The sequence below is a fragment of the Bacillus sp. SRB3LM genome (assembly GCF_015712745.1).
In the GTDB taxonomy this organism is placed as follows: Bacteria; Bacillota; Bacilli; order Bacillales; family Bacillaceae_G; genus Bacillus_A; species Bacillus_A thuringiensis_K.
This window is the reverse complement of record NZ_VWVQ01000003.1, coordinates 1-24,553: the sequence shown is the minus strand read 5'-3', so window position 1 is coordinate 24,553 and position 24,553 is coordinate 1. Positions and strand designations below refer to the sequence as shown.

The following is a 24,553-nucleotide window of genomic DNA, read 5'->3' as shown; positions in this document are numbered from 1 at the left end:
CTTGGCTAATTGCTTAGCTAGGTTTACCGTCACCCCTCCTCCAGAACCGTACTTACAAGTCTCCTTGTATACGGCTCACTATCATTCTTTTAATGAAGAGTTCCCTTGTGTAATCTTTTGTGACAGTCATTTCCTTGACCTGGTCCACAAAGTGCTATTGTCCCTCTGTTTCTTGATATCATTCTTTCTTCCCATTTCTCGAGCTGTTTCTTGCGTTTGATATCTTTTAGTTTTCGGACGTGGTGAATCTCGAGTTTCACACCGGTAGCACCACAATATTCACATTTCTCCGCTTGTAATCTTTCAATCAAACTGGTTCTTCCTGAATATTTCAGCGTATTAGGGATTGTATCTATCTCTTTTGAATCGGATAATTTCGTAACTTTTTTGAACGATTTAATTAAACGTTTTTCTTTCATACCTGATTTCGTTTGGTATTCAACGGTGAATTCGCCGTTTTTGCTGTACTTTGCGATGATTTTCTTCATGGATTTTCTATATTTACTTGCAAATGTTTTGTACATACTGTATTCCACAAAATAAGCCATTTTGTTTAATACACTCACGTTATTTGCTATTTTGTAGTATTCATAGAACCCTCTCAGCTCACTGTCATACACGCTAATAATCTCCAAATCATCTATTGATATAAGCTCTGTTCTACATTGCGATATCCATTGTTTACCATCCATCTTGACCATTTTCTTTTCTACAAGTTTTTGTACCCATTTTTCGTACGGAACGTACAACAGGATATTCCCTTGGAATCTTTGGTAAAACCCCCGACTAGTTTTTCTTTTGTAGGTGCTTTGCGTTGTGATGTCATACCCAAGGAACCTGGCTTTTTTCTTATTGGCGTTAGTAATGTATGTCTTTGATTCTGATAACTCTATCCGAAGATTTATGTCCAGAAACTCTTTGATTTTCCTTTTAATTTCTTCAGCATCGTTTTTACTTCCTATAATTCCGATGATAAAGTCATCTGCGTAGCGAACATATTTCATTCTCTTAAAGGTGTTGTCCATAGGATTTAGAGCTGGAACACTTTCTCGCTCTTTATATATTTCAGCTTTTTCTCGTAGGTGGGCTTCTCTTTCTTCACCAGTCATTTCTATCCATTCATTCTCTGATTTTTTCAACTGACTTAGTCTCTTTTCGAAACTTCTGTATTCTTTTAATCGCTGTCTAGTTTTTCCTTGATTAAACGTGTCTATAAATTGCTCCATGAATACATCAAGTTCGTGTAAATAGATATTAGAAAGAATAGGACTGATAATCCCGCCTTGTGGTGTTCCACTATATGTGCGATGATACTGCCAGTTTTCTAGGTAACCCGCTTTAAGAAATTTCCATATAAGCTGAATAAATTTTTCGTCTTTGATTCGTTTGCGAAGTAATTTTATTAGAATGTGATGGTCAATGTTATCAAAGAATCCTTTGATGTCACCTTCTATGAACCATTTAGCACCAGTGAAATTCTTTTTTAATTGAATTAGCGCCGTGTGACAACTTTTGTTTGGTCTAAAACCATGAGATGTCTCTTTAAAAATAGGCTCATAAATCGCTTCTAATATCCTCCTTACGACCTCTTGTACTAACTTGTCATCGACAGATGGTAAACCTAATGGTCTTTTTTTATGACTATTTTTCTTCTCAATGTAGATTCTTTTAGATGGATTTGGTTTATAGCTTTGATTTTTCAATTGTTCAATTAATCGTTCTATCCGTTGTAAACTCATTCCGTCTATTGTTTTCTGATCTGATCCTTTTGTCATGTTTCCCGGATTTTTACTTAACTTCCCATACGCTTCTAGGAAAAATTGTTGATTATATAGATTCCTATATAGCCTTTGAAATGTGTATTGTTGATTACTTTGAGATTTCTTCATTAAATTGTCTATTACGACCTCTGGAATTTGCATGAAGCATTCCGCTCCTTTCCGATTTATAATAAGACTGAATGACTTGGTCCCTTCGCCATGTACAAGGCTTTCCCTTGCTCAGACTACTATGGACTCTCCGTTGCCTTATCAGATATTCAAACATCTACATGTCATAGCTCTTTTAAGCATTCTGACTTAGGCAATCCCCATTTAGACATATAAGAACATAGGCTTGAATTGATGTCGGATGCGACTTTCACCATTTCATGTTAATTACAAGTGGATAGTCACTAAGGTTAAAGTTGTCTATTAGCTATGGTGATAGACAACATATGACTACTAGACGTTTTATAGTTACCTTCCGTCTACCGCTTCGCTAGGCGTCCTCTGGTTATCGTTCACGCAATCCAGCATTCATCCTCATTCAATTCTTTTCATCTAGCGTTTCAGTTGTGCTTGGGTAACTTAGCAACTTAACGCGTTGCAAACATGCTGTACTCCCCCTTGAGTTTCCTCTTAGGATAAGTTTGCTGATGATAAGGAGTTACACTAACCTCTAGTTCCTTACGGGTTGCCCAGTTCCCGTATTCTTATATGCCCTTATGGGCGCACATAGCCACCGAATCCAGAACCGCCTTCGCCAAACTTCGCTAATTCTACAACCCCACTTTTCGACGAAGCTATTGCGGTGACACCGTCTTGGCAAGAATAATCAATTCCTTTATGAATCGTACCCCAACGTGGCCCAAATGGACTTGTAATCGTTGTTTGTGCAATTGGCCGGATAAACCCTTGCGAGCTTGCTGCACCAGTATCCACGACACCCCCAGGCTTTCCCGCTTCACAATTAAACGACAGTCCTCCCATTTGACCGACAAATTTCGTTACCAATATGGGCCACAACCCATTCGTACCATGTGGATCATTTGCGGCACCTGGTGGTGCATATTTGGCGCCAATTGCTTCAATCGTTGTAATCCCCATGCCAATATAGTTTTTATATAAGTTGCGCGCCATGGCGCTAATCCCTTCTTCAAGTGTGGCAAACTTCTGAAATCCCTTCATTTGAGAACTACTTGGGTCCATCAAACCACCTGGATTGTTATAATTTTTAACAGCGTTTGAAGTACCGTTTCCCGTCTCTAGTTTCGCTATAGCTGCTAGTAAAACAGGATCGATTTGATTTTGTGTTCCTGCGTTTAAAAAAGACTGTGCCTGCCCTGTGAACACACCACCTAAATGCGGTTGTATTTCTTCCGGCGTCACCGTCTTCCCTCCTGGACGACACACTGTCATCCCATTACTTTGGACCGTAGATGGTGGTGTCTCCTCTTTCTTTCCCATGCCTTGCCCAAATAATACAAATACAAGGAAGCTAAAAAATAATACAATACCGAAAATCTTAGCAAGTAAGATAAAGAAAAATATTCGAAGTTTCCCAGGTTTCTTTTTCTTTTTTTGCGTATTCTTTACAAGCTCTTCTTGCACCATCTCATCGATGTGCTCTTTAATTTGTGCCTTCATCACCTACTTCCCCCTTCCCATATTGGAACTAGAGGTGAGGGATACCCTCACCTCTAGAATGTTATTTGTCTTCCATTGAGTCTAGATGATTTAATTGTTTCGGCTCCTGTGTTGGCAAGTTCCAATCTTCACTTCCAGCAGCTATAGCATCCGGAATAGTTACTGTTTCATTTGGTGTCGATACACTAGGTGTTTCCATAACATCTTGTGGTAGCACAGCATCCACGTGTGTATTTGCTGTAATAGTTGAAGTTGCAATTTCTGATGGCAGTACTGGAACTCCGATTTCTTGTTGTGGGCGGATTTCTCCATCTGGGGTTATGGTTGCTGGGATTAAACCTGGAATAGTTACGGTTTCAGCTGGTGTAGATACAATTGGCGTTTCAATAACACCTTGTGACACCATAGAACCTACATTTGTAGTTGCAATTTCTGATGGCGTTACCGGAATCCCGATTTCTTGTTTTGAACTAATTTCTCCATCTGGATTTACTGCAGCTGGAATTAAATCTGGAATAGTTGCTGTTTCCCTTGGTGCTGAAATGATAGATGTTTCAGTTATATTCCCTTGTATAGTTGACTCGACATCTATATCTGTATCTTGCGGATAAATAACTCCTTCAGTGCCTATTTGTTCTGGCATGATTTCTGGAATAACATTTTTATCTAATGCTACTGGATCATTGGGTACTATGTCATCGGATATATGTTCTTGTGGAATATCTAAGTGTGGTAACTCCTCTAAATTCTCTTCTAGTGGTGTTGTATCTGTAAATTCTCCTAAACTCGCATATTCTCTATCTTGGTCCTGATTTTCAGTATCTATTACTCCCGCTTCTTCAGCTGTTTCCAATACTTTTTCTAATTCTTCTGGATCCAATCGTACAAGTTGTTGCTCTGGCATATCCTGTTCATTTTGTTCTGGATCTTCTTGCTCTTCTTGTCTATGATCTTGTAAAGAAATGAGTTGTTTACTTTTACTATTTTCTTCGTCTTCTTCGCTCTCTTCATTCTTCTCATAAGCTGACAAATCGGCTGGAACATCTACTTTCGCGAGTTTTGGTTTCTTATCTTCCTCTTCTTTTGTTTCTCCCTTTTCTATCGGTTCTGGCTCACCAGCTGCGACTAGTTCAGCTGCCGAGTTAAAATGATCTCCAACTCGTTCACTTACTGCTCCACCGACATCCATTGCCATTTCTTTTCCGCGATTTGCAAAATTCTCTGTCATCAGCGAGATATCTGTCACTGTTCTATAAATGTTTTTTGTTTTCTTGAAGGATGCTGTAATGCTGTCACGGAAGATATAACATAAGATAAACACGATAATTTGGAACACCATTGTTGATACATATCCCGCAAGCCCTGCTTCTGGTAACACATACAATAACTCTGATACTGTGAAAATAATAACCAACATAATAGACATTAAGACTTTTAATGCGAGTGGTCTAATCCATTGTGTTACCCAGCTCTCAATGACTTTACGATGCCCTGGTAATAAAGCTACAGCTAAAACAATTGGTGCAATTAAACTCATGACAAGAAACCATAATTGGAAAGCTACAATTAGTAAACAGAATGCAAGAATAGGAATTCCTATAAATGTGTTCACGATGTAATAGATAAGTGTGAAGATGATTCGATCCCCTACAGAATCTAATTTCATCATTTGATTACCTTTTTTCTCTACTTCCTCTTTTACAATATTATTTCTATTTTTACCTGGTGCTGTTTTTAATAATTCATCAACACGTCCTGCACCAATTTTCTCCTTTGAATCTTCCCCATACTGCATAAATAAGTACGGTCTTTCTACTAAAATACTCCAAATTTGTTTCTTAACTGAAGATATTGCCTGTTTTTGTGAGCGACCTGGCTCTCCAGCGACTGTACCTGTTGCCTTCGCTAAAATCGTTGTACTAACTTCCGAACTAATTGTATTTGCAGTTTTCAGTACAGTACCTGCATTTCCAATAAAGACGAGAATAAATGCAATCACTAACACTGTTTTCACCAGTTCATTTAATCCCGCTGTCGGCTGACGCTTTATAAAAAAGACATATGCTGCATAGCATCCTGATAATACGCACATCAAGCTAATGATAGATGGAAATAACCCTCCGCTTAAAAAGTTTACATTCCCCTCTTCATCTTCACCAATACCAGAGATATTTTGCATGGATGCTGCTAATTTATCCGCTACACCTGAAACAATATCTAAATTCAACGCTTGATCTACTAAAAACATGGTGAGTTGCGTTAGCATAATGTTCAGCTTAAAAGCCAAATTCACAAACCATTGACAAGTCGTATAAATCATACGCTGAATGTCTTGCCCTATACTATCTTCTCCAAAGAAATAACTACCTACTTTTTCTATGACCCCTTTCTCATCTTTTTTAGGTGCTTCTGTATCCACCTCGTAATATTTTCCTTTATACACGTCATCTGTGTACCCTTTGAATAAGTTTTCTGATATCCGTTGCCCTGTTTGCTCTTGTTTTTTCTCTTCTTCCGCTAGGGTAACGGATGACCCTAGCGGCATGAATAGAAATACCAACATCATGCAAAGTGAAAGTAATTTCTTCATTCCTTTTGCCCCCATTTATGAACATGGGTTGGTTTCATACTACCAACAATGGACTCTAAACTGTAATTGTCCTCCCATGCCCATTCATAATTTTTCCATTTACCATCCTTCTTATCTTTTACCATTTTCAAGTCCATCACTCGTTTTCTCTCTTGAACAGGGTGATAATATTTTACGTGATAGTAATACTCATCTTTCCCTTCTTTTAAATCGTAACGATATAAATCATATCTTTCTTCTATACCTTTATTTGCCCCTGGATGTGAGTTTCCACCTTCCATGAATTTATATGGTTTATAAAATAACGATTCTAATTTCGTTGAGTCAAGATCAATAAACGCTCTTACATACTCCATTGCGGCTTTATCCGCTTCTTTCATTTCTCTTTCCTTTTTGCTTTCTTGTTGATTTACTGTACTCTTTGTTTCGTTCGTTCCACAACCAGACATTCCACCAAGTACTAACATGCATGCCACGCACATTCCAGATACGAATTTTGTCTTTTTCATTTTTTCCATCCTCCATATACAGATAATTTAGAATTCTTTTATCTGTATTGTACTACGCTTTACGCCATTTGCATGGAACGTTCTTCATCGGTTTTGGTAGAGGAATCAAATGCATGTGCCAATTCTTCGAATACGGGATCAATATCTACAATCGCTGTTCTACCGTAAATGTCCTGGAACAATGCTTCGCCCCTTCTAAGCTCTCTAAGCATTCGCACATTTTCTTCAGTGATAGGTAGGTTATAATATTTCAGCATTTCCTTTGCCTCATCATCATGCTTCAGAGAAAAACAGAACTTCATTCCAACGTTCGCAATCTCTCTATTTTCCGAATTATAATCCGATGCGTTTTGTGTTCCCGAATACAACCCCATGTTATGATAACGCCCTTCTCGAATAATTTTATCGGAGATACGGCCACCCTCACGATTTTTTAACATACTGGATGCTTCATCTAACATGTAAATCTTAAATACCTCACGGTCTGAATGCATCATCGATTTTGCGAATGCACCAAGCGTGACTAAAATGCTACGTGACAACTTATCTGTTACACTTTCATTTGTATGCGGGTCTCCTTTTGGAATCTGTAAGTGCTGAATCTGCACCACCTGCAACGGTCTTTCTAAGCTGATGACACGGTAATTCTGACCAGGTTTCCCAAATAATAAATCCCCAAGCTGGATACTTTCTAATGTTGCCAATCGATTTGTTAATGCATTTAATTGTTCTCGCTCAGTTGGTAATAAATTTTCATGTAATTTCATTTTTTCCAGCTCTACACGAACTAATGTTAAACAAGCATCTTTTTCCTTTGCGACAATTTCAATTGCTTTATATAAGTAATCGTACCTTGTATCATTTAACCCGACTTCTGATAAAGATGTTAAAACTTCGAGCGCCAAGCTCTTCGCATCTTCTGTTGTGGCACTAATTCGGAATGGATCCAAACACCCTGCATCTTCTTTTTCCTTTCCAAGTGTCCAAATTTCTAAAAATCCCATCTCAGGTTTATTAAATCCTGGTAATAACTTGCTCCATTTTCCCCTGTCCCCCTTAGGATCTACGATGAATGCTCTACCTCCGCTAAGGACAATCCAAAAGGCTAACAAGTTCATGAGGAACGACTTTCCTTTCCCGGTTTGCCCCGCAAACATGACGGATAGACTCTCAAACTCTGTAATGATGTATTCAAGTGCTTTGGCTGCCAAGTCTGGCCGAATAAAGACAGGGCGATTTAATTTTTTGGTTTTTGCAAAGTAGAAACCTTGATTGTCCCCGATTTGTGTTGTAGCACCAAACATCCCTTGTGCGAGTATGCCTGGTTCTACAAACAATTTAAAATCTTTGTTGTATCGTTTGGAACCTGGTAGAAATTCATAAAAGTAAGCGAGTTGATCTCCAAATGAATTTACCAGTTCTATTTTCATTTTTCTATATTCCGTTTTAAGTGCTTCGATTCTCGTTTGCAATGTCTTCGCATCATGAGCGTACACACAAAACAAGACGCTTAATTCATATCCTGGAGCACCTGAAGTCTCAAAACGATCTTTGACAATACGAACGCCTTGCCTTTTTCTCTCAATCGTCATATCCTTTGAACCGCGTCCCATCATCGCTTGTTTTTGCTGATCTTCTAATTCCATTTCACTATTTGTTAATTTTTTCGTGACCATTTGATTTTCTAAGTGATGTGCACGAATACTCATTTCAACAGGGAATTTCAAAGTTTGAGATTGCAGTCTATAAATCCACTCTCCCCCTGGGAAAACAGATGCTTCTGGCATACTTTTCATAGCTAGAAAGGCTACATGCGCTGTTTCTATTTCTCCCTGTTCATTCTGTTGTTCCAGCACCAGAGAACGTCCTGGACTTTCATCAATAACACAATCTGTTAACTGAATCATCTTCTGTAAGTCTGGTCGCCTCACCCGTACTGTTTCTCCTTGTTCGTTTTCCATTTCAAGTGTGGAGCCCACTTTCCATTGTTTATCGTGGACCGGTTCTGTCATACCGCGTGTAAAGTTATGTTGGAAGAGAAAACGAATAGAGGTTGGATTGGCACGTTTTGTATTTTGAAAAGCGCTACGTACTTGATGATAAACAAGTTCTTCTGTTTCTAAATACGATTCGATTTCCTCTTCTAAAATATCTGTCGCCCCTAATCCTGAAACGTTGTGCGCTGTTTGTGTGAAGCCCTCCCATGTTTTTTTGAAGAATTTCATAGATTCTACGACAGGATTGATCATTTTCCGTTCCTTTTTTGCTTGGTTCATCTGAACCAGTACGTAAAAGCGGTACTCCATGCTTTCTTTTGCGAGCGATGAGTTCCGAAGGTACTTTTTCACTTGTTCAAAAAAGAAATGTCCTGTTGGTGCTGTCGGTCCTTTTAACGTTGCAATGTGCTGATCGATAATTTCATCACAATCTGTTGTCCGGGGAATGACAAGAAATTGTACATCGTATTCTTGGTGGGTAAATAAAGCGAGTTGATTGCGGTAATACGCTTTTTTTGTACTTTCATCTTTGTGATCATATCCAAATCCGTTTACTTCATATACCGAGGAACAGCGACCATCTATACTAAATGCCAAATTCTTTTCAATGTGTTTCAGCGGATTGCGTTTCATACTTTTCAACATTCTTACATTCCTCCTCTTGATTTAAAAATGTTACTGAATAGGCATGTATATCTGTGTTCTTTTGATCTATTTGTTGCGTACTTTGAACATCTTCCGGTTGATACTGTATGAACGTTGTTCCTCGCACAACATGTTTGGTTAATTTGGGGATAGAAGCTAAACGACTTCTTCGATGATTTCGAAATGTAAATGTCGTACAAGATCGTACATAAGAAAAAAGGGATTTGTCATCTGTTTTGTATTGGTCCACACCCCAGATAAGAAAAATAGGGAGAACAATGTAGTATACGAGATAAAATTGATCAATGATATCACTGAGCCACCATGTAAAAGGGGGGAGGAAGCGGAGCGCTACTAGCACCGCTTCTACCACTACAAAGTATCCCATTGCGCGCCACGTCACAGCGCGAGGAAGTCTTTTCCCCATGAGCTCATATTGTCTTCTCATGAAACTCATATAGCTTCCGAAACAATATGATACAATTCCATTTTGTTTTGGTTCTTGCATGCGGTTCCCTCCTTTTTCTTACAGACCGACAAGTCCACCGAGGAATGTTCCGATGGCTTTCAATGCATCCGGTTTATTAATAAAGAACACCAATGCCCCGCCTCCTACAACTAAAGATGCGAATAATGTCCAAGCACGCTTAAATCCTAAGTAAACACCAATTCCGATAAACACAATGTATAGTGCGTAAGTTCCTTGCGTTTTCGCTTCTTCAAATACTCCCTCTAAACCCATTCCTAGCATGAAATAATTCATAATATCTAACATATACATTCCCCTCTCGTTTCCTTAATTTTGTAAGTCTGTCACAACAAATTGCTTTCCAGTTTGTTTCACAACCAAGGTATAAGCAGCCTTCATTTTTGTTTCCGAATGTGCATCAATTAGCAATACCTCTGCTTGCACCTCATATGTTCCTTTTGTTTTTCCTGGATATACTTTGGAAGAAATGATCTTATCTAACTTCATGCTGCCTTCTAAACCTTTAATTTCTGGATTCTCAAGTACATATGCCAGTTCTTTTTGCGTTGCGGTTGTATACGATTTGAAAAATGTTGGTAAAAACTCACGAATCTCTGTTTTTGCCTTCACATCTTTCACTTCTTCTCGTTCATCTTCTGTTTCTTTTACCGTTGCTTTCTCATTGATTTTCACAACCTGTGGTAACCGATTTACGACAAATGCTTTCCCATCTGTTTGAACTGGGATGGAAACTTGTTGCATCACTTCTTTGACCTCTTCCCCACTGTTATCCGGTTTCATGCGGTGTAATTTATATTTCACTTTAAAGATCACGTTGGCTTCTTTTTGCTTCTTGTCATCCACTTTTAAAAGTGTTGCGGCAAGAAATTCTGAATCCCATTGTAAAGCATTCGTTTCTACACCAGCTTGTGAGTCTACATCTTTGGATAGATATATTTTCAAACGCTCTGCACGCTTTCTAAGATCTTCCTCTCCCCTCTTCCAGGTAAAGTACTCTTTTGTAAATAAACGTGCAAATTCAATCGCTTCTGGGCGTGTCGCAAGGTTTTGCTCAGGCACCACTTGTTTTGTTTCTGTTTGCGGCGTTACTTTTGCGTCTGCCTTCATCGTTTTGAAGACTGTGGTACAGGAAACGAAAAACATCCAGGCTAATAACCCCCAAAAAAGCCATTTCCCTATCAATCTACCTCTATAAGAGGGAACACGTAATGCCTTACGTGGTTCACCTTCTTTTCCATTTTTGGTTTTTTGAAACCAGTTCCTTATCTTCTTCCACATAAACAGTTCCTCCCTTCCTCACAATTCACTTCCAGGACGCTTTCCATCATGCACTCTCCCTTTCTTTTAACAGTTCAAGAAAGCTCTCCACCTCTTTTTTAAACCCCGAACCTTTCTCCATTCGTGCTTGTTGAAAATTGTTGTAACAACTTAATTCATATTCCACTTCTGAAATTGCTTTTTCTTTTGTGAGTTCTTTACAATCACATTTCCATTCCAATTCGTCTAGATGTAGGCCAATCTCTATTTCAAGTATCTTTCCATTTCCCATCACCAAAATTTTCTGTAGATACGTATCTGTCATAGATAAACAAATATCATAACTTTCCCCGCAATCGAGCTGACTGCAAACCTGATCGATAAACCGGCAATCTGCCTCTTCCAAATTCCCTCGTTCGTATATTTCCTTATAGATAAACATGTCGTTCCATCCTTTCTTTTTACGATTTTTTGGAACATGACCAAATCCTATAAACTTTTTCTTAGCTGTTAAAACCCTGGATTGATTGGACCACCTATAATTGGTCCTATATTCGCTAGTTCTTTCCCAAAAAACATTACAATGAGTAGGAATAGCCATACACCAAAACTTAACGTACACATCCCCCATTTTTTCAGCTGAACCAAACGGACAATTGCAACGAGTAGTAAAATACTTATTACAATGCTCTCCACTAGATAATTTCCTTGCATGTAATCAGGATTCAAACCAATAATCGGCACAATCCCTCACCCCTTTATTCGTTAAGATCCACCACCAAATGCGATGGGACCACCAATATACTTTGCAACCTCTACAATTCCTTCACTCAAGACAAAAGCCACACCCTAAGAATTTCATGCAGCCTTCCCACTGTTTTCGCTTGGCACAAATAAGTACCCCTAAAAGCGAATATAAACATATCCCTAGTCCTAAACACTTTACAAGCGTAATTGGATGCATATCCATCTTAATTTTCACCTCTATCGATCCACCATTTTATATACACCAACTGCAACGACTCCCAAAATCAGTACCCCTTCCCATCCTTGGGTATAGTAAGTTTCCATTACTTTACTTTGGATTGCTTCCCAGGCCGCACGTGATCCTGGTACTCTTGCAAAAATCCAATCTGAGAAAACAACTAATGTGATGATGCTTGCAACAAACGAAATAATAAATTTAAACACGATCTTATAACCCCACTTTTTCATCCATTTCTTCAATATCGCGGAAGATCTCGCCAAATGGATTTTGTAGTATGTCTTCGTATAATGTAATAAACACTGGAATTTCTGGACTTTCAACACCTTTTAAATAGCGCATTATCTCATTTTCTCTGTTTTTACTTCCAGCGATAAAAGTAAGGGAACACTGCCCGACAGGGTAAGAAATCCCTGCGTGTTTTTCGTATTCATCCATCTTTTGTTGTCTCATAAATTCGTTATAACGAGTTATTTTCTCTATGAGCACCTCTTTTGTACTAAAAGAGCGCTCCATTTCTAAGAAGAGAATGCCATTTGCCGAAACGTTTCTTTTATTCCCAATGATCGCTACTCCATCAGGTCGAATAATGCCAGCCCCCTCCTTTTTTGATTTTTTTCTACTGTTCGTATATTTAAATGTGCCAAGCACCTCACTAATCCACTCTCTTAATATCCTCGAATCTTGCTTCTTAGACGCATGGGTCATCGCACACTCTACATGAGCCAACATGATACTGTGATAGACAAAATGCGGTGCACGTACAGACCATTTGGCTTTCCACCTCACATCTCCTCGCAAGTCACGTACGGTATCTACTCCTTTTTTGGTTAATGTATACACCTTCTTAGGTCTAACATTTGATCGCTTTTGTCCTCTTATAGTTGGTACTGGCAAGTATTCACTTTTAATGTAACTCGCCAACTCTAACTTACGGAGACGATTATATACAGAGCGTTTGTTATATCCATCGTAATGACGCATCGTGACGTACTCCACATCGACAAAAAGGTGCGTATATATATTTACTAAAACTTGTTCGTCTTCTTCTAATAAAGCCACTACCTTCATAACAATTACCCCTTTTACCAGTCGTCGAACATACTTTTTCTTTTCTTACGTGCTGGACGTTCTTCATTTGAACCCACCACTACAAGTTTCACTTTTGATTCCTTTTCTAGGTTGACAGGTGCCTGTTTCTCTTGTCGATCTGGTGCTTTTGTAGTTTCATTTTTTGGCGTAAGATATTTAGCTTTTGTATATAAAAACTCATCAATTTCTTTATCAATTTCCTCTGCCGATTTGCCACTATGCTGTTCCAATTCTGTAATTTTTGATTTGGTCCAATCATTTGCGGCTTGTGTTTCTTCTTTTTTTAGATAATCAGCTACATTACCGTTAGGTAAATACCGATTTAGTGGAGGGATTCGAACGGTACACCAAACGTTTCGTTCTTCTGTATCTCCTTCCAGCTTCTCTTGTGTTTGAATCGCCGCTACTAAGTTGGGTAGACCTTGCAAATAATCCGCTCTGAACTTATTTTGCATAACACCTTCCAAAATTCTTGCTGATCTCATCCCTTGACCACATACAAAGAAATTACCACCCGCTTCTCGTAATGCTTCGTTTAAATCCGGGTCTAATTGCCCCTCTACTCGTTGCGTTAAGATCCAAAGTCCTAATCCATGCTTACGGTCTTTTGCTACAACTTTGCTAAGAATCGGTATTTTAAAATCGTGTGCTTCGTCGATAAGCATAAGATGTAGTTTAGATCCAATTGGCCGTTTCTGTGCAATACGATGATATTGATTGGCAATATATGCACCTGTCACAGCTAAATCTTTCTTGCCCATTCCTAGAACATCAAAAATAACGATATGACCTTGATCCATCCATTTTCGAATATTTAAAAAACAGTCTGTTTGACCAAACATTCTCTTGAGGTAAGATGTATTCCGAAACATATCTAAACGGTTCAATATCGCCTGTTTACTGTCTTCTAATGCGTTCTCCACCTCAAATTCCCAGTAGTTCATGTAGTACTGTTTCTGTGGCCCTTTTACATGATTCAAAACATGTCTGCGAAATGCTTCATCTGTAATAAACAGTGGGACACTCAAAATCGTGTGTATGCGTGAGGTATCGGATAACAATGTTCCTATTATGTTTTCTAGCAACCTTTCGGTTTGCGGCGCTTGCCCTGGAATCACAGTTTTAATAATTTCCATAATAGATTCAACGACTGCCTGCACCTCATCTCCTGCTTCATCTGGAAATCTATGGAGTAAATTAAGTGCTGGAGGATATTTGGTATCCCGAAAGCGTATAAAATGAACCTTGCTCCAATCTACTATTTTTCCGTCAAGCTCTGCTTTTAACAAACGATTCATCGTAACAAGTGCTAAATCTTGTGCCGGATCAAATAATGAGAACCCACCTTCTTTATCTGGATTTTCAATCCACCGATCAATACGACTCTGCATTAAAGCCATAACTAAGGAACTTTTCCCTTTCCCTACTTTTCCTGTGATATAGCCGTGGTTGCTTAAATACTTCTCTTTAATTCTTACTAATCGATCTTTAATATAGGGATGCATGACGTGACCAATTGCGATTCCTTCCGCCAACATATCGTTTGGCAGCATTGCCTCCCCTTTATCTAAATAAAGAATGCGTTGTTCTGCCTTCTTTTCTTTATCTCCTGTCACATCTGGAAGGTGAAACACGTTCAAAAGTTCTGAACTGGTCCATACCATCTTTCCATATATCGGATTTGGTACGGTGGGCATGCAACGCTTGAGGCGTCTGTACCGTAACTCATTTACATCAGCCATGATACTTGCTACCATATGACCAATATTTTTAATGACTGGTACACCAGGATAATGTTCACTTGCAAAGGAAACAGATACCTGAAATGCCACTTCGTTATTTGAGAAACGTTTATTCAATGCTCTGATTTCCTCTTTTTCGAATGTGTCTAATTCATGTTTCTTTTTGAGTGCTTTTTCCGCTTTACGAATCCCTTTTGTAAGGTGATATCCATTGTCTGGTGAAAAGGCGATGTCTACCCATGTTTTTTCTTCCATTGCGTTTCCCAGCATCGGTAACAGGTCTTTCTTGTAACGAGCGAGTGATAACGTGGCTGCTCGTTTTCGTTTGAGTACCATTCGTCCACCTACTGCTTTTTTAGATGGGAAAGGCACTTCATTACGAGAAACTCCGTAGACTTCAGCATGTTCATACACACTTCTCATCGCTTGCACAACACGCTTTAATTCATCTTTGGGACCACCAATATAGAAGCGCACACGTTCTTTTGTCCCTTCCGGACGAAACATGATCATTCGGTACCATTCTCGCCCTTTCCATAGACGTTCCAATGGTTTTCGCCCTGTATTATGCACATGGCGAATCATTTGACCCAACTTTTCTGCTGTCACGTCATCATCGATATGCGGGATAAACATCACGTATTGATATCGCTTTTTCTCAAAATATACATACAAGTAATGTAGGACGATGCGGATTATTGTATAGATTAAGATTCCTAACAAGATCAGGCGGCATATACTAACTGTTACATCAATTGCTGTTGGTACATATTTCATGATTTCCGCCAATATTTTTTCTTTGGAGTACCAGACAAAGCCCGCACCCCCTAAAACAAGAAGCGGTTTCCAGTTCTTTTCAAGCATGTTTTCAAGTTCTTTATCAAACTTACTACGTGCCACTTTTCCACCTCATTTCTTATATGGACTAAGCAAGCGCTACTACTTTTTGTTGGTGTTTTTGTATACGTTGTTCTATCGCTAATTGGACTAAAATGTGAGGTTGTGCGGATGCGTGTTGGAGTTGATTCATCTGATCTAGCAATGTTTTATATTCAAAGAGTTCTTGTTTCATTTGTTCTACATCCAACTCATCTTCTACCGTGAGTTGTTCTTTCCAAAATAATTCCCAGCATTCATGCCGATTGGTATACATGGTTTCTGTTCCTCTTTTTTTTGATGGAGGATGCTCTTATGAAAGAGCATCCTTCCTAAACTAAACTTGTTATCACTTGTGAAAATGTTTATGGAAATTGGATTTTGGATCAATCAGTTTCATCCCTTTTTGATGACCAGCTAATGTCATTAAAAAACTTGAAAATGCCATCCCTCTTCCTGTAATTCCAGCCAATTCAGATGAATTTTTTGAATGATTCGCTTGATTTGCCATTTGTTGACTCAATCTACCGATATAAAAACCACGTTTGCTTCGCATGTGCTTAATTGATTTCATGAGAAATCCTCCTTTTATTTATTTATCTTTTTATATCGTTAAATAGAAATATTCTATATTTTTATGCCTTTTTACGTTTCCATTCTTTCTCTCTTTACTCTTCTTCTAAAAATAGATCTTCTAAATCTGTAGAAAGGATTGTAACTGCTTGTTGGTGATCTTGAAATAGAACATGTTGTATATTGTTTCGCAACTGAAACCCATCTTCAGGTAATGCTAGCAAATACGATTTTTTGTATTTGATCCCATCAATCTGATAATGTACATCAAACACGCACATTATATCCCGCCCTCCCTTATCAGTTGAGAGTGTTTTTATATTTTTGCTTTTGGTTCTTTACGTTTTCTAATTGCATGAACAGCTGCGATACCGCCTAGAACTACAAGTGTAGCCCCGATCCATTTCCAATATGGATTTTCCGCTTTACCGCCTGTTGTTGGCAAATGACTTTCTACTTTCTTCGGTTGTTCTTTGATTTGTTTTAGTTGTTCTGGTTGTTTTTCAATGATGTGTGGTTTCTCTGGTGTTGTTACAGGCTTTTCAATCACCTGTGGTGTGTTCTCCGGTTGTGGTTGAGGATATTCTGGCTTTTCTGGTTGTGGTTTTTCTGGTGTTGGTGGAATTTCTTTTTTCTTATCTTGTACTGTATGTTTGATAATTTGACCATCTTCTTTGATATTAAAAGAGAATGTCTCTTCGTTAATTAGGTAGCTGTCTAGGGCGAGAGTTTCTTTATACGTATATGCCCCTGCTGGAAGCTTCTCAAATTTCGCAATTCCTTGCTCGTTTGTTTTGCCTTTGACTACTAAAGTGCCTTGTTCATCGTAAATTGTAAACTCTGCACTTGGCAATTTGTTATTCCCATCTGCTACATCTACTTTTGTAATTTCAATCGTTCCTTTTGCTTTTGTATTTTTTGCGATTAATTCGATTTTCTTTCCATTTTCCTTAATGCTGAAAGGAATTGGTTCTTTAACTAAGATGTAGCCCACTGGAGAAGATTTTTCGATAAATTGATACTCCCCATACTTCAAATTATCAACTTTGATTAGGCCATCTTTATCTGTTGTGTACTCATGTATTGCATTCCCTTTTGCATCCGCAAGGATAAATACTGCGCCTTCCAATTTCTTCTTACCATCTTGATCTACTTTCAAAAGCTGTACATTTCCTTTGATTTGTTCATTCTTCATTTCAACAACAGCAACTTCACCTGTTTTTACTTCAAATGTTTTAGGATTTGCATCTAAAACATACCCTGTAGGTGCTTTTACTTCTTTAACCGTGTACGTACCTAGCTCTAAGTTACCAAGTTCGGCTACACCGTTCTCATTAGCTGTAATCGTTCCCATAACTTCTTGACCGCTATTTAAGACTGTAAACACTGCACCTGGAAGTGGCTTTTTGTTCTCATCCACTTTCATTACTTTGAGTGAACCATTTGCTTTCCAGTACACTTGTAAGTCTGTACTTACTTGCTCTGTACTACGTTCTAACAAAACCGTTGCATCCTGGATGGTTTCAGTTCCCTTATATGCAATCGCATTGTAATTCGTTAGATTTGAAACAACTTTTAAGGATAGTTCGTTACTCTTAGAGGATTTCGGTACTTGAATACGGAATTTTTCTCCTATCAGGAACATTTCTTTGGCTTCACCTTGTTCTGTAACAACACGTGTACCTTGTGGCGCATTGTTCATTTGTACCTTGAAAGTACCTTTTTTCGCGTTTGTTTGTACTGTATATGTTGTAGTTTCAAAATATTCGCCGTTTAGCTGTGCTTCTTTCTTATCTGTTGGAACTACATTCATGTATACATCTTGTGTGTCTTGACTCTGATCCGCTGCATGAATGATTGCTTTCGTTGCTTTTTCAACAGCTGCATCTTTAAATTGTAATTCTGCCGTATTGATTTGCCCTAATGAATTCCATAAGGCCAGCTGTGTCGAATAATGCGCCTGTTCCCAAGTGGAAACCCCTAATTCTTCTGGACTCTTTTGTGGGTATCCATTTAACAAGACACGGTACACAATATCGTTTGTTCGTCCGCTCTCAGGAAGGTCTTGACCATTAGGCGATTTCAGGCCGTATACCAGGCAATAAGCTATTTGACCACTTGCATTCTTGAGTAGTTCTGTCCGCACCTCTTTCCCATACTGTGGAGAATATGCCCAATCCATGTTGTACTTTTCATGATTGATTATCTCGGCACTTGCTTTGTTGAGAGGAATGAAGAAACTCATCACCAATAAGAGTACACTCGTGATGAGTAGTAGTGCTTGATACGATCGTTTCAATATCATTTCTTACAGCTCCTTTAGAGTCATTAAGTTTTCAAAGAACAGTTAAACAATTTCTTATGGTTTTTGATTTATACAATTCGCGCTCGATAATAAGTAGGTATAAACAATTCTTCAACTGGTCGATTATAAAAAGCGGCAATACTATGTGCACGTTCAGCAATTGTACTTTTTCTTCCAGATTCAATAGCCTGTAGTACACTTTTATTTAAATTTAAATCTGCTGCAACTTTTTTAAGAAGCATACCTTGTTCATTTCTAATATTTTTAATAATCGAAATTTTTTGTTCGCAATTATTCATTCTCTCACCTCCTTAAATACATAATAAACACCTTAAAGGTGTCTGTCAACACTTAAAATGTAATTTTTACATCAAAACTTCCTACATTAAGTTTTTTTGCATTTATTATAGTAAGTATAGGAGTGATTATTGATATGAAAAAAAATATACTGGGAAAAAATATAAAAAAACTCAGAACCATAAGAGGTTTAGATAGGTATGAGTTAGCGGCAGATCTCAATACGACTTACAGAACTATTTCCAGCTGGGAAACAGGAGAAAAAATACCACGAATCAATAAAATCCATGAAATTGCTAATTATTTTAATGTTAGTGAAGCATATTTATTAAATCATATGATAAGCGATGATGAACTTCTTCAAAGAGTAGAAGGAGAAGAAGACCCTGTCCATCGCTTATCACAATTGCTTTATGATAAATACATGAGTGTCCCAGAAGAATATAAACCATATATAGAAAAAGAATTACTTAGATACGCCAATTTTCTGTTAATAGAGGTTGATGAAAAAGAAAAAGGAAAACAACTGAAAAAGTGACATACAAACTTATTTTTTAGAGATATCTCCACATAAATCTATCCAGTCTCCTAATGTTTCTAAATCAATATTTTCAAGAATTTTTAGTAGTAACTCTTTGTCTAAGATCATTAAACAGCGCCACCTTTTATAATTTTGAATTTCATAAATTCCTGCTTACGTACTAATAAAATCCTTTATAAAATCACAAAAGACATCGTATTTACGACGTCTTTTGTGATTTTACATATTTTCATTTTGTTATTACTCTACATTCCACCCCCGGGATCAGTCCTCATCATAAGGATATTGTTTTTTTGCAATCCTTGCGACTCAAAATGTACATTTTTTATTTTATTATATTCATTTGTTAATCCTAAGTTTACGCTACTAATTAGAACTAAAAACGACATTATCAGAATAAAGATAACTTTTTTCATTTTTAAAATCCCTTTCCAATACTTTGAATACTTTTCTCTTTATATTCATTAAAGATTTGTTGCGCAAATCCTGCATAAAAAAAGTCATTTTTTGCCTTCATTGCATCAATAGCCTTTGAAATTTCATTTAAATCATTATTAGCCATCCCCCTATAGACACGCTGAATAGGACTTAAACACTTGTTTTTTTGTTCAAGATAATCTAGTAATTTATTAGCTTGGGCCTCCTCATTATCCTTGATGAAATACAAGCTTTTTTCTGCTATATCTAAGGTGTTCATATCGATTTTATCAATGTCTTTCCACTTTATTATTCTCAAGAAATTTAAAGTATTTAATGCAATTTTATATTTATGTTTTTCTCCTAGAGATGATAAAACATTACAGGCCTTTTCTAAATAATAAAATGCATCCTTTTCATTCGAGAATAAGTTACTCTCTCCCATTCTACTATCTATCACAGCTTGCATTACTGGAAAAAAACTCAAATCATCAAACTCCATTAAACCTTTATAAATCTTTTGAAAACCAACAATATCATTACCTCTTAATACTCCATAACCCCATATACTTTCTATCCAAAAATTATATAACTTCTTTAATTCTTTATTTTTCAATAATTTTAAATTTTTTTCTATCCTCTGCTTATACGTTTCCATTAAATCAACTTTTCCTGAATCACATAAAATTAACATACTTAAGATGTCACAAAACATACCAACTTGGAAATGTTTTTTATTGTTTAACGGTCTTGAACTTTCAATTTCTAAAAAGATTTCTTCCAATCCCTTAGATTCATTTAAGCGATATTTAAACAAACGAAAAATCTTAAAACATCTCTGCATTTCTAATTCACAATGCTTTTCACATAAATCAATTATGTAATTTAATAATTTGTCAAAACCATTTAAATGTGCAATTAGAAATGCTGTTTTCACATTTATGTTTTGTCTACTGTGTTTCTTTAAATGTTGAATAAGATCATCTTCTTGAATATTCCGATCTAAAGGAGACAATTTTACTGAAATTTTCATTAGTGAGTATATTGAAATATTTTGCCCTTTTGTATACCAATTTGAGAATGTAGTTTCTGGTATGCCTAATTCTTTTGCAACCAATTTATGTTCTAACTTAGAAGACTCTAGATACAAGTTCATTCTTTTATGTATATCAAACATAGAAATTCACCCTTTTAATCCTCTATTTTAATTTAACTATGTTTATTAATTTTATCATAAGGAGATTCAGGAATTTATGAAATAATTTTAACTGAATTTTCTGATTATTTAAAATAAAACTAATTACTTCACACTCATTATACAGAGTTCACATTTTTAGTGTTGATATTAATGCTTGTGACTTGTAAAATAGAAGAAGAATAGATTTTACTTAAAAAACAAATAAAAAAACCCCACTCAGTCTATATTCAATTGGTAACAGGCCGGCAAGCTAGCGCCAATTGAAATATCCCAGAAAGTAGAGGTTCTTTATATTACATATAAAATATTCGCTTTTATATAGAAATTATAACACAAAGCGATAATTATGTGAATAAGAACTGCTATTTTCCCAATATTTTTCTGAGAGTGTGTACTGGGGAAAAATAGGAGGTCTTTTTATGTTATTAACTAATTTTTTACTAAGTACAGCAAAACGAGAACTATCCCCTCGATTATATCGTATTCCTAAATGTAAGACGGGAGCTATCAATCAAGCAGTCAAAAGTGTAATCAAAGATATTGATAGTATTCTATTCGAATGTGAAGGTAAAACTACAAAAGAATACTTCGAGAAAACGCCACGCCGATATGAAGCACTTGAAACCGTGCTTTCCTACCTTGTTCAAGAGGGATTTTCTCAAGTTAGACAAGAGAAAATTAGCCAAAAATCGGGTATTTCTGTACCACTAATCAACTTTATTCTGAATTGGCTAGAAGATCTGGAAGTATGTCATCAAATTAAAACCAGACGTCACAATAAAATTGCGCCATCTATCTACATTTTAAGCCTACATAATAATTACTTGAAAATTATTGAATATTTTAAGCAAAAATGGGCATTAACAATCAATATTTTTTCTACATTTACAGAGTTTCTGTCCAAGAAAATTGGTAAGAAAAAACATAAGGATACAGATAAAAAAGAGGGTACTCCCGTTTCTACATGCCATGGATTCGATTTATTCACTCCTGTCGAACCTGTTGAAGTAGAAGCTGAAGAACAAAAAACGAATTCTGACAAAGATAAAAAATTAGAAGCTAGCTTACGAGATAAACTGGTGGCAAGATTAGAAGAAATGAATGACCACATGAGTGAAGCACAACAGAAACTTTATGTGTACATTCTAACCCAAGACACAAATATAACTGAAAAAGATGCTTATACAATCGCTTTACGTATGCCAGCAGATATAGATCGAGATACAAAAAAGATTTTCAAAGATTGTGTACAATGGTTTGAATATAACCAAGCAGATGTAAGTACCCCTGCACATTTCATAAAAATGTATACGAATAGTGTAAAAGAACTTAGAAAACGCCGTACTCGTGAAGCAAACGAATATTTCGCTACTACGACATTTGGAAAGCCTTATAAGAGTAAGATTTCATTTGATGTATTCCGGAAATGTCTAGATCCAAACTCTTAAAGCCTGTGCCTAACAACAAAATAAGAATACTGTAGCCTTGTTCAAAAAAATGACAGTGACAAGGCTTTTTGTCATGCAATCATGATTGTTATTTTTAGAATCTATTAATCTCATTATTTAGCTTTGAGGTGTTAGCACCGCTTTCAGCAAAAAAACATGTGAGATTTATCATAGAATGCCAGCTAACTTTCATCAGCAATTAAATAAGGAATTGAATAAGAAAAAATCTCTAAGACCTTGGGAGAGTAAGGATAAAAGCTCCAAAATAAATCCTAATGTATTTAATGTTTTTAATTCTTTTAAAACAAGATTTAATAAATAAGAGTATCCTATATTTCTAATTTACCTTTTAGTTTTTAAAATATTTACAACCATCTTAAAAAATCTTATATCTCAAAAAACGAACAATACTCACGCAATATGTGCAAATCATTCATCTAAACTAGAAACATACTAAAATCCGTATTTCAAACGTATTCAAACAAATATGAGATTTATATGCACAAATTAACCTTATGAATTACTGATGAATTAGGTATGAAACTGTGATGCTTGCGTTCATCGTCTGGTTCATCACTTACGATTGTCAAAAATCGTTGATATATAGGGAGGTTTCGGGATTCCCTATATCTTCGCTAAACCAGATGAAATCCTGAAGCTTTCCTTGTTCTGGTATCTTGATTCGAATGAATCAGATAGCAGGGCAAGGGAAAAGTTTTAAAAACTACATAATCGGTGCGGCGGGCATCGTTCACTTCACACAACAAGCTCGGCGTTCTCTCCTCCTTCGTTCGCCTTTAGCTCACTCCTCTCGCTTGCTGCGCGGCGCTCGGTGGCTCGGCTCCGCCGCCCCACACATCCCTAACCCCCAAAAAACCAGCCTTAACCCTCGGTCATCTCCTCTCCCCTGGTGTCAAAATAATCACAGGAACTCCTGTCATTTCTAGCCAGGCTCGATCTTCTTCGTATTGGCCCTGAACGAATCGTTAAGACTTTGCTACAAAATTAAGGAACAGCTGCTGTAACAAAAAAACAGGACCTAGAATCCCCTATTGCTTGTTTTTGTGGTTTTTTGATACAATTGCGGTACACAATTTTTAGGATAAAGGAGTATATAGCCATGACATGGAATTCCGCTGTTGATTTTTTTCTTGCTGATTTATTAAAACGTGGTCGTAAACCGTCCACCTTGAAGCAATACCGCTATGATCTGATCTTATTTGTTTCATGGATTCAAAAACGACTTCAATTGCCCCCAGAAGATGTTTTTCGCTCTTTTGATATAAATACATTGGAGCGCTACTTAAAATGGCTTAGAAAGGAACGTGAGGCTTCAATTTCTAATATGAAGCGTGTACGAGGCATTTTAATTAATTTTTTACAGTTTCATGGTGCCGCAGATCGTTTAAAAAGCGACGTTGCGCCTCCTGAGCTTACTTCTAAACACTTTGCATCCGATGAAGAGATAGAAAAGTTATTAGGCGTCATGCGCAGCTATAACGGATTGACGGAATACCAGGCGTCAGGAAGAAAGTTCATTATGAAACGTAATCTTTTATTGATTCATTTCATGTTACATTATGGGCTATCCATACAAGACATTATCACGCTCTCTATGCATGATGTTCACTTCGGAACAAATACCATCACGCCAGGAGGATTACATGCTTATAAACGCTCTATTACGCTATCCAAAGATGATGTAAAGCTTGCCCTATCCTATTACAAACTGATTCCAAGACTCATACGACCACGCCAGCAAACGGGAGATCCTTTCTTTGTTGCGTTCGATTTCGCTCCGCAAACGTTCCGCTGGGACTATGACAAAGATCAACCCGCTGCATTGACTAGAATCGCTGTCCAACGAATGCTACAAAAAGAAGTGAAACGCGCTGAAATTCGTGTAACCCCTACTATGTTGCGGAATCGATTCATTTTGAATTCTTTACAAAACGGTATGAAATCCATTGAAATTAAAGCGTATTTAGGCTTAAAAAGCGTTGAGGCGCTGCATAGATACATTCAGTTTTGGAATGAATTGCAAAGGAAAGATAACAGATTGAATATATAAAAGCCCTGGTATCTAAAACTGAAGTGACCCCCGAAAAGGGGACACCAATCAAAACACCTAAACCACTTGTTCCCTAAATTCTTTAGGGGATAGGTGGTTTAATTTTTCTTGAA

21 protein-coding genes and 1 pseudogene are annotated in these 24,553 nt (G+C 37.1%); 3 read left to right on the top strand and 19 right to left on the bottom strand.

Annotated elements, in window-relative coordinates; translation table 11 throughout:
- Window positions 1-89 precede the first annotated feature (89 nt).
- The 18 genes and pseudogenes from F3I02_RS01460 to F3I02_RS01375 all read right to left on the bottom strand — a co-directional run bounded on the left by F3I02_RS01460 (window position 90) and on the right by F3I02_RS01375 (window position 18,767).
- Entirely contained in the window at window positions 90-1,922 is a 1,833-nt protein-coding gene (locus tag F3I02_RS01460; RefSeq protein WP_196477483.1) for a reverse transcriptase/maturase family protein, read from the bottom strand.
- A 573-nt stretch (window positions 1,923-2,495) separates the two neighbouring features.
- Window positions 2,496-3,407: pseudogene (locus F3I02_RS01455) on the bottom strand (glucosaminidase domain-containing protein); the annotation flags it as partial.
- A gap of 61 nt (window positions 3,408-3,468) precedes the next feature.
- The gene (locus F3I02_RS01450) at window positions 3,469-5,997 is read right to left on the bottom strand and encodes a CD3337/EF1877 family mobilome membrane protein (protein ID WP_196477482.1); all 2,529 of its coding nucleotides are present in this window, start codon (window positions 5,995-5,997) and stop codon (window positions 3,469-3,471) included.
- Complete coding sequence (locus tag F3I02_RS01445) at window positions 5,994-6,506, bottom strand: hypothetical protein (protein ID WP_196477481.1); 513 nt, start codon at window positions 6,504-6,506, stop codon at window positions 5,994-5,996. Before F3I02_RS01445 ends, F3I02_RS01450 begins: the two co-directional genes overlap by 4 nt.
- Before the next feature lie 59 nt (window positions 6,507-6,565).
- Window positions 6,566-9,148, bottom strand: a complete 2,583-nt coding sequence (locus F3I02_RS01440) for an ATP-binding protein (protein WP_196477480.1) — start codon at window positions 9,146-9,148, stop codon at window positions 6,566-6,568.
- Window positions 9,108-9,656 carry a TcpE family conjugal transfer membrane protein gene (locus F3I02_RS01435; protein ID WP_196477479.1) on the bottom strand — a complete coding sequence of 183 codons (549 nt, stop codon included), beginning with the start codon at window positions 9,654-9,656 and terminating at the stop codon, window positions 9,108-9,110. The genes F3I02_RS01440 and F3I02_RS01435 overlap by 41 nt, the downstream gene beginning before the upstream one ends.
- Window positions 9,657-9,674: 18 nt before the next feature.
- Entirely contained in the window at window positions 9,675-9,929 is a 255-nt protein-coding gene (locus F3I02_RS01430; RefSeq protein ID WP_371410145.1) for a TcpD family membrane protein, read from the bottom strand.
- A 15-nt stretch (window positions 9,930-9,944) separates the two neighbouring features.
- Window positions 9,945-10,916 carry a conjugal transfer protein gene (locus tag F3I02_RS01425; protein ID WP_196477478.1) on the bottom strand — a complete coding sequence of 324 codons (972 nt, stop codon included), beginning with the start codon at window positions 10,914-10,916 and terminating at the stop codon, window positions 9,945-9,947.
- 46 nt (window positions 10,917-10,962) lie between these two features.
- On the bottom strand, window positions 10,963-11,337 hold the full coding sequence (locus tag F3I02_RS01420; protein WP_196477477.1) for a hypothetical protein: 375 nt from the start codon (window positions 11,335-11,337) through the stop codon (window positions 10,963-10,965).
- A gap of 68 nt (window positions 11,338-11,405) precedes the next feature.
- Window positions 11,406-11,639: a hypothetical protein gene (locus F3I02_RS01415; RefSeq protein ID WP_196477476.1), complete on the bottom strand. Its 234-nt coding sequence runs from the start codon at window positions 11,637-11,639 to the stop codon at window positions 11,406-11,408.
- A 240-nt stretch (window positions 11,640-11,879) separates the two neighbouring features.
- Entirely contained in the window at window positions 11,880-12,086 is a 207-nt protein-coding gene (locus tag F3I02_RS01410) for a hypothetical protein (RefSeq protein WP_078185381.1), read from the bottom strand.
- A 4-nt stretch (window positions 12,087-12,090) separates the two neighbouring features.
- Window positions 12,091-12,951, bottom strand: a complete 861-nt coding sequence (locus F3I02_RS01405; RefSeq protein WP_196477475.1) for a replication-relaxation family protein — start codon at window positions 12,949-12,951, stop codon at window positions 12,091-12,093.
- Window positions 12,952-12,965: 14 nt separating this feature from the next.
- Window positions 12,966-15,614 (bottom strand): ATP-binding protein, encoded by a 2,649-nt coding sequence (locus tag F3I02_RS01400; RefSeq protein WP_196477474.1) that lies wholly within the window; start codon window positions 15,612-15,614, stop codon window positions 12,966-12,968.
- Window positions 15,615-15,639: 25 nt separating this feature from the next.
- On the bottom strand, window positions 15,640-15,867 hold the full coding sequence (locus tag F3I02_RS01395) for a hypothetical protein (RefSeq protein WP_078185329.1): 228 nt from the start codon (window positions 15,865-15,867) through the stop codon (window positions 15,640-15,642).
- A gap of 72 nt (window positions 15,868-15,939) precedes the next feature.
- Window positions 15,940-16,164, bottom strand: coding sequence for a hypothetical protein (locus F3I02_RS01390; protein WP_196477473.1), 225 nt, complete (start codon window positions 16,162-16,164; stop codon window positions 15,940-15,942).
- 94 nt (window positions 16,165-16,258) lie between these two features.
- Window positions 16,259-16,444 carry a hypothetical protein gene (locus F3I02_RS01385; RefSeq protein ID WP_078185327.1) on the bottom strand — a complete coding sequence of 62 codons (186 nt, stop codon included), beginning with the start codon at window positions 16,442-16,444 and terminating at the stop codon, window positions 16,259-16,261.
- Window positions 16,445-16,479: 35 nt separating this feature from the next.
- Complete coding sequence (locus F3I02_RS01380) at window positions 16,480-18,468, bottom strand: MSCRAMM family protein (protein WP_196477472.1); 1,989 nt, start codon at window positions 18,466-18,468, stop codon at window positions 16,480-16,482.
- 68 nt (window positions 18,469-18,536) lie between these two features.
- Window positions 18,537-18,767 (bottom strand): helix-turn-helix domain-containing protein, encoded by a 231-nt coding sequence (locus F3I02_RS01375; protein WP_196477471.1) that lies wholly within the window; start codon window positions 18,765-18,767, stop codon window positions 18,537-18,539.
- A 128-nt stretch (window positions 18,768-18,895) separates the two neighbouring features.
- Here F3I02_RS01375 and F3I02_RS01370 point away from each other — a divergent pair, with 128 nt between their 5' ends.
- Window positions 18,896-19,303, top strand: coding sequence for a helix-turn-helix domain-containing protein (locus F3I02_RS01370; protein ID WP_179871737.1), 408 nt, complete (start codon window positions 18,896-18,898; stop codon window positions 19,301-19,303).
- A 421-nt stretch (window positions 19,304-19,724) separates the two neighbouring features.
- Here F3I02_RS01370 and F3I02_RS01365 read toward each other — a convergent pair whose 3' ends face one another.
- A complete protein-coding gene (locus F3I02_RS01365) occupies window positions 19,725-20,900 on the bottom strand; it encodes an AimR family lysis-lysogeny pheromone receptor (RefSeq protein ID WP_196477470.1) in 1,176 nt (391 codons plus the stop codon).
- A 440-nt stretch (window positions 20,901-21,340) separates the two neighbouring features.
- Here F3I02_RS01365 and F3I02_RS01360 point away from each other — a divergent pair, with 440 nt between their 5' ends.
- Window positions 21,341-22,369 (top strand): Replicase RepFR55, encoded by a 1,029-nt coding sequence (locus tag F3I02_RS01360; protein WP_196477469.1) that lies wholly within the window; start codon window positions 21,341-21,343, stop codon window positions 22,367-22,369.
- 1,120 nt (window positions 22,370-23,489) lie between these two features.
- Window positions 23,490-24,440, top strand: a complete 951-nt coding sequence (locus F3I02_RS01355) for a tyrosine-type recombinase/integrase (protein ID WP_196477468.1) — start codon at window positions 23,490-23,492, stop codon at window positions 24,438-24,440.
- Window positions 24,441-24,553 lie beyond the last annotated feature (113 nt).

Coding starts and splice junctions, on each gene's coding strand:
- F3I02_RS01395 (WP_078185329.1), bottom strand. CDS start 15,867: ATGTATACCAATCGGCATGAATGCTGGGAATTATTTTGGAAAGAACAA.
- F3I02_RS01450 (WP_196477482.1), bottom strand. CDS start 5,997: ATGAAGAAATTACTTTCACTTTGCATGATGTTGGTATTTCTATTCATG.
- F3I02_RS01375 (WP_196477471.1), bottom strand. CDS start 18,767: ATGAATAATTGCGAACAAAAAATTTCGATTATTAAAAATATTAGAAAT.
- F3I02_RS01405 (WP_196477475.1), bottom strand. CDS start 12,951: ATGAAGGTAGTGGCTTTATTAGAAGAAGACGAACAAGTTTTAGTAAAT.
- F3I02_RS01355 (WP_196477468.1), top strand. CDS start 23,490: ATGACATGGAATTCCGCTGTTGATTTTTTTCTTGCTGATTTATTAAAA.
- F3I02_RS01365 (WP_196477470.1), bottom strand. CDS start 20,900: ATGTTTGATATACATAAAAGAATGAACTTGTATCTAGAGTCTTCTAAG.
- F3I02_RS01430 (WP_371410145.1), bottom strand. CDS start 9,929: ATGTATATGTTAGATATTATGAATTATTTCATGCTAGGAATGGGTTTA.
- F3I02_RS01380 (WP_196477472.1), bottom strand. CDS start 18,468: ATGATATTGAAACGATCGTATCAAGCACTACTACTCATCACGAGTGTA.
- F3I02_RS01445 (WP_196477481.1), bottom strand. CDS start 6,506: ATGAAAAAGACAAAATTCGTATCTGGAATGTGCGTGGCATGCATGTTA.
- F3I02_RS01425 (WP_196477478.1), bottom strand. CDS start 10,916: ATGTGGAAGAAGATAAGGAACTGGTTTCAAAAAACCAAAAATGGAAAA.
- F3I02_RS01440 (WP_196477480.1), bottom strand. CDS start 9,148: ATGTTGAAAAGTATGAAACGCAATCCGCTGAAACACATTGAAAAGAAT.
- F3I02_RS01390 (WP_196477473.1), bottom strand. CDS start 16,164: ATGAAATCAATTAAGCACATGCGAAGCAAACGTGGTTTTTATATCGGT.
- F3I02_RS01435 (WP_196477479.1), bottom strand. CDS start 9,656: ATGCAAGAACCAAAACAAAATGGAATTGTATCATATTGTTTCGGAAGC.
- F3I02_RS01420 (WP_196477477.1), bottom strand. CDS start 11,337: ATGTTTATCTATAAGGAAATATACGAACGAGGGAATTTGGAAGAGGCA.
- F3I02_RS01460 (WP_196477483.1), bottom strand. CDS start 1,922: ATGCAAATTCCAGAGGTCGTAATAGACAATTTAATGAAGAAATCTCAA.
- F3I02_RS01385 (WP_078185327.1), bottom strand. CDS start 16,444: ATGTGCGTGTTTGATGTACATTATCAGATTGATGGGATCAAATACAAA.
- F3I02_RS01360 (WP_196477469.1), top strand. CDS start 21,341: ATGTTATTAACTAATTTTTTACTAAGTACAGCAAAACGAGAACTATCC.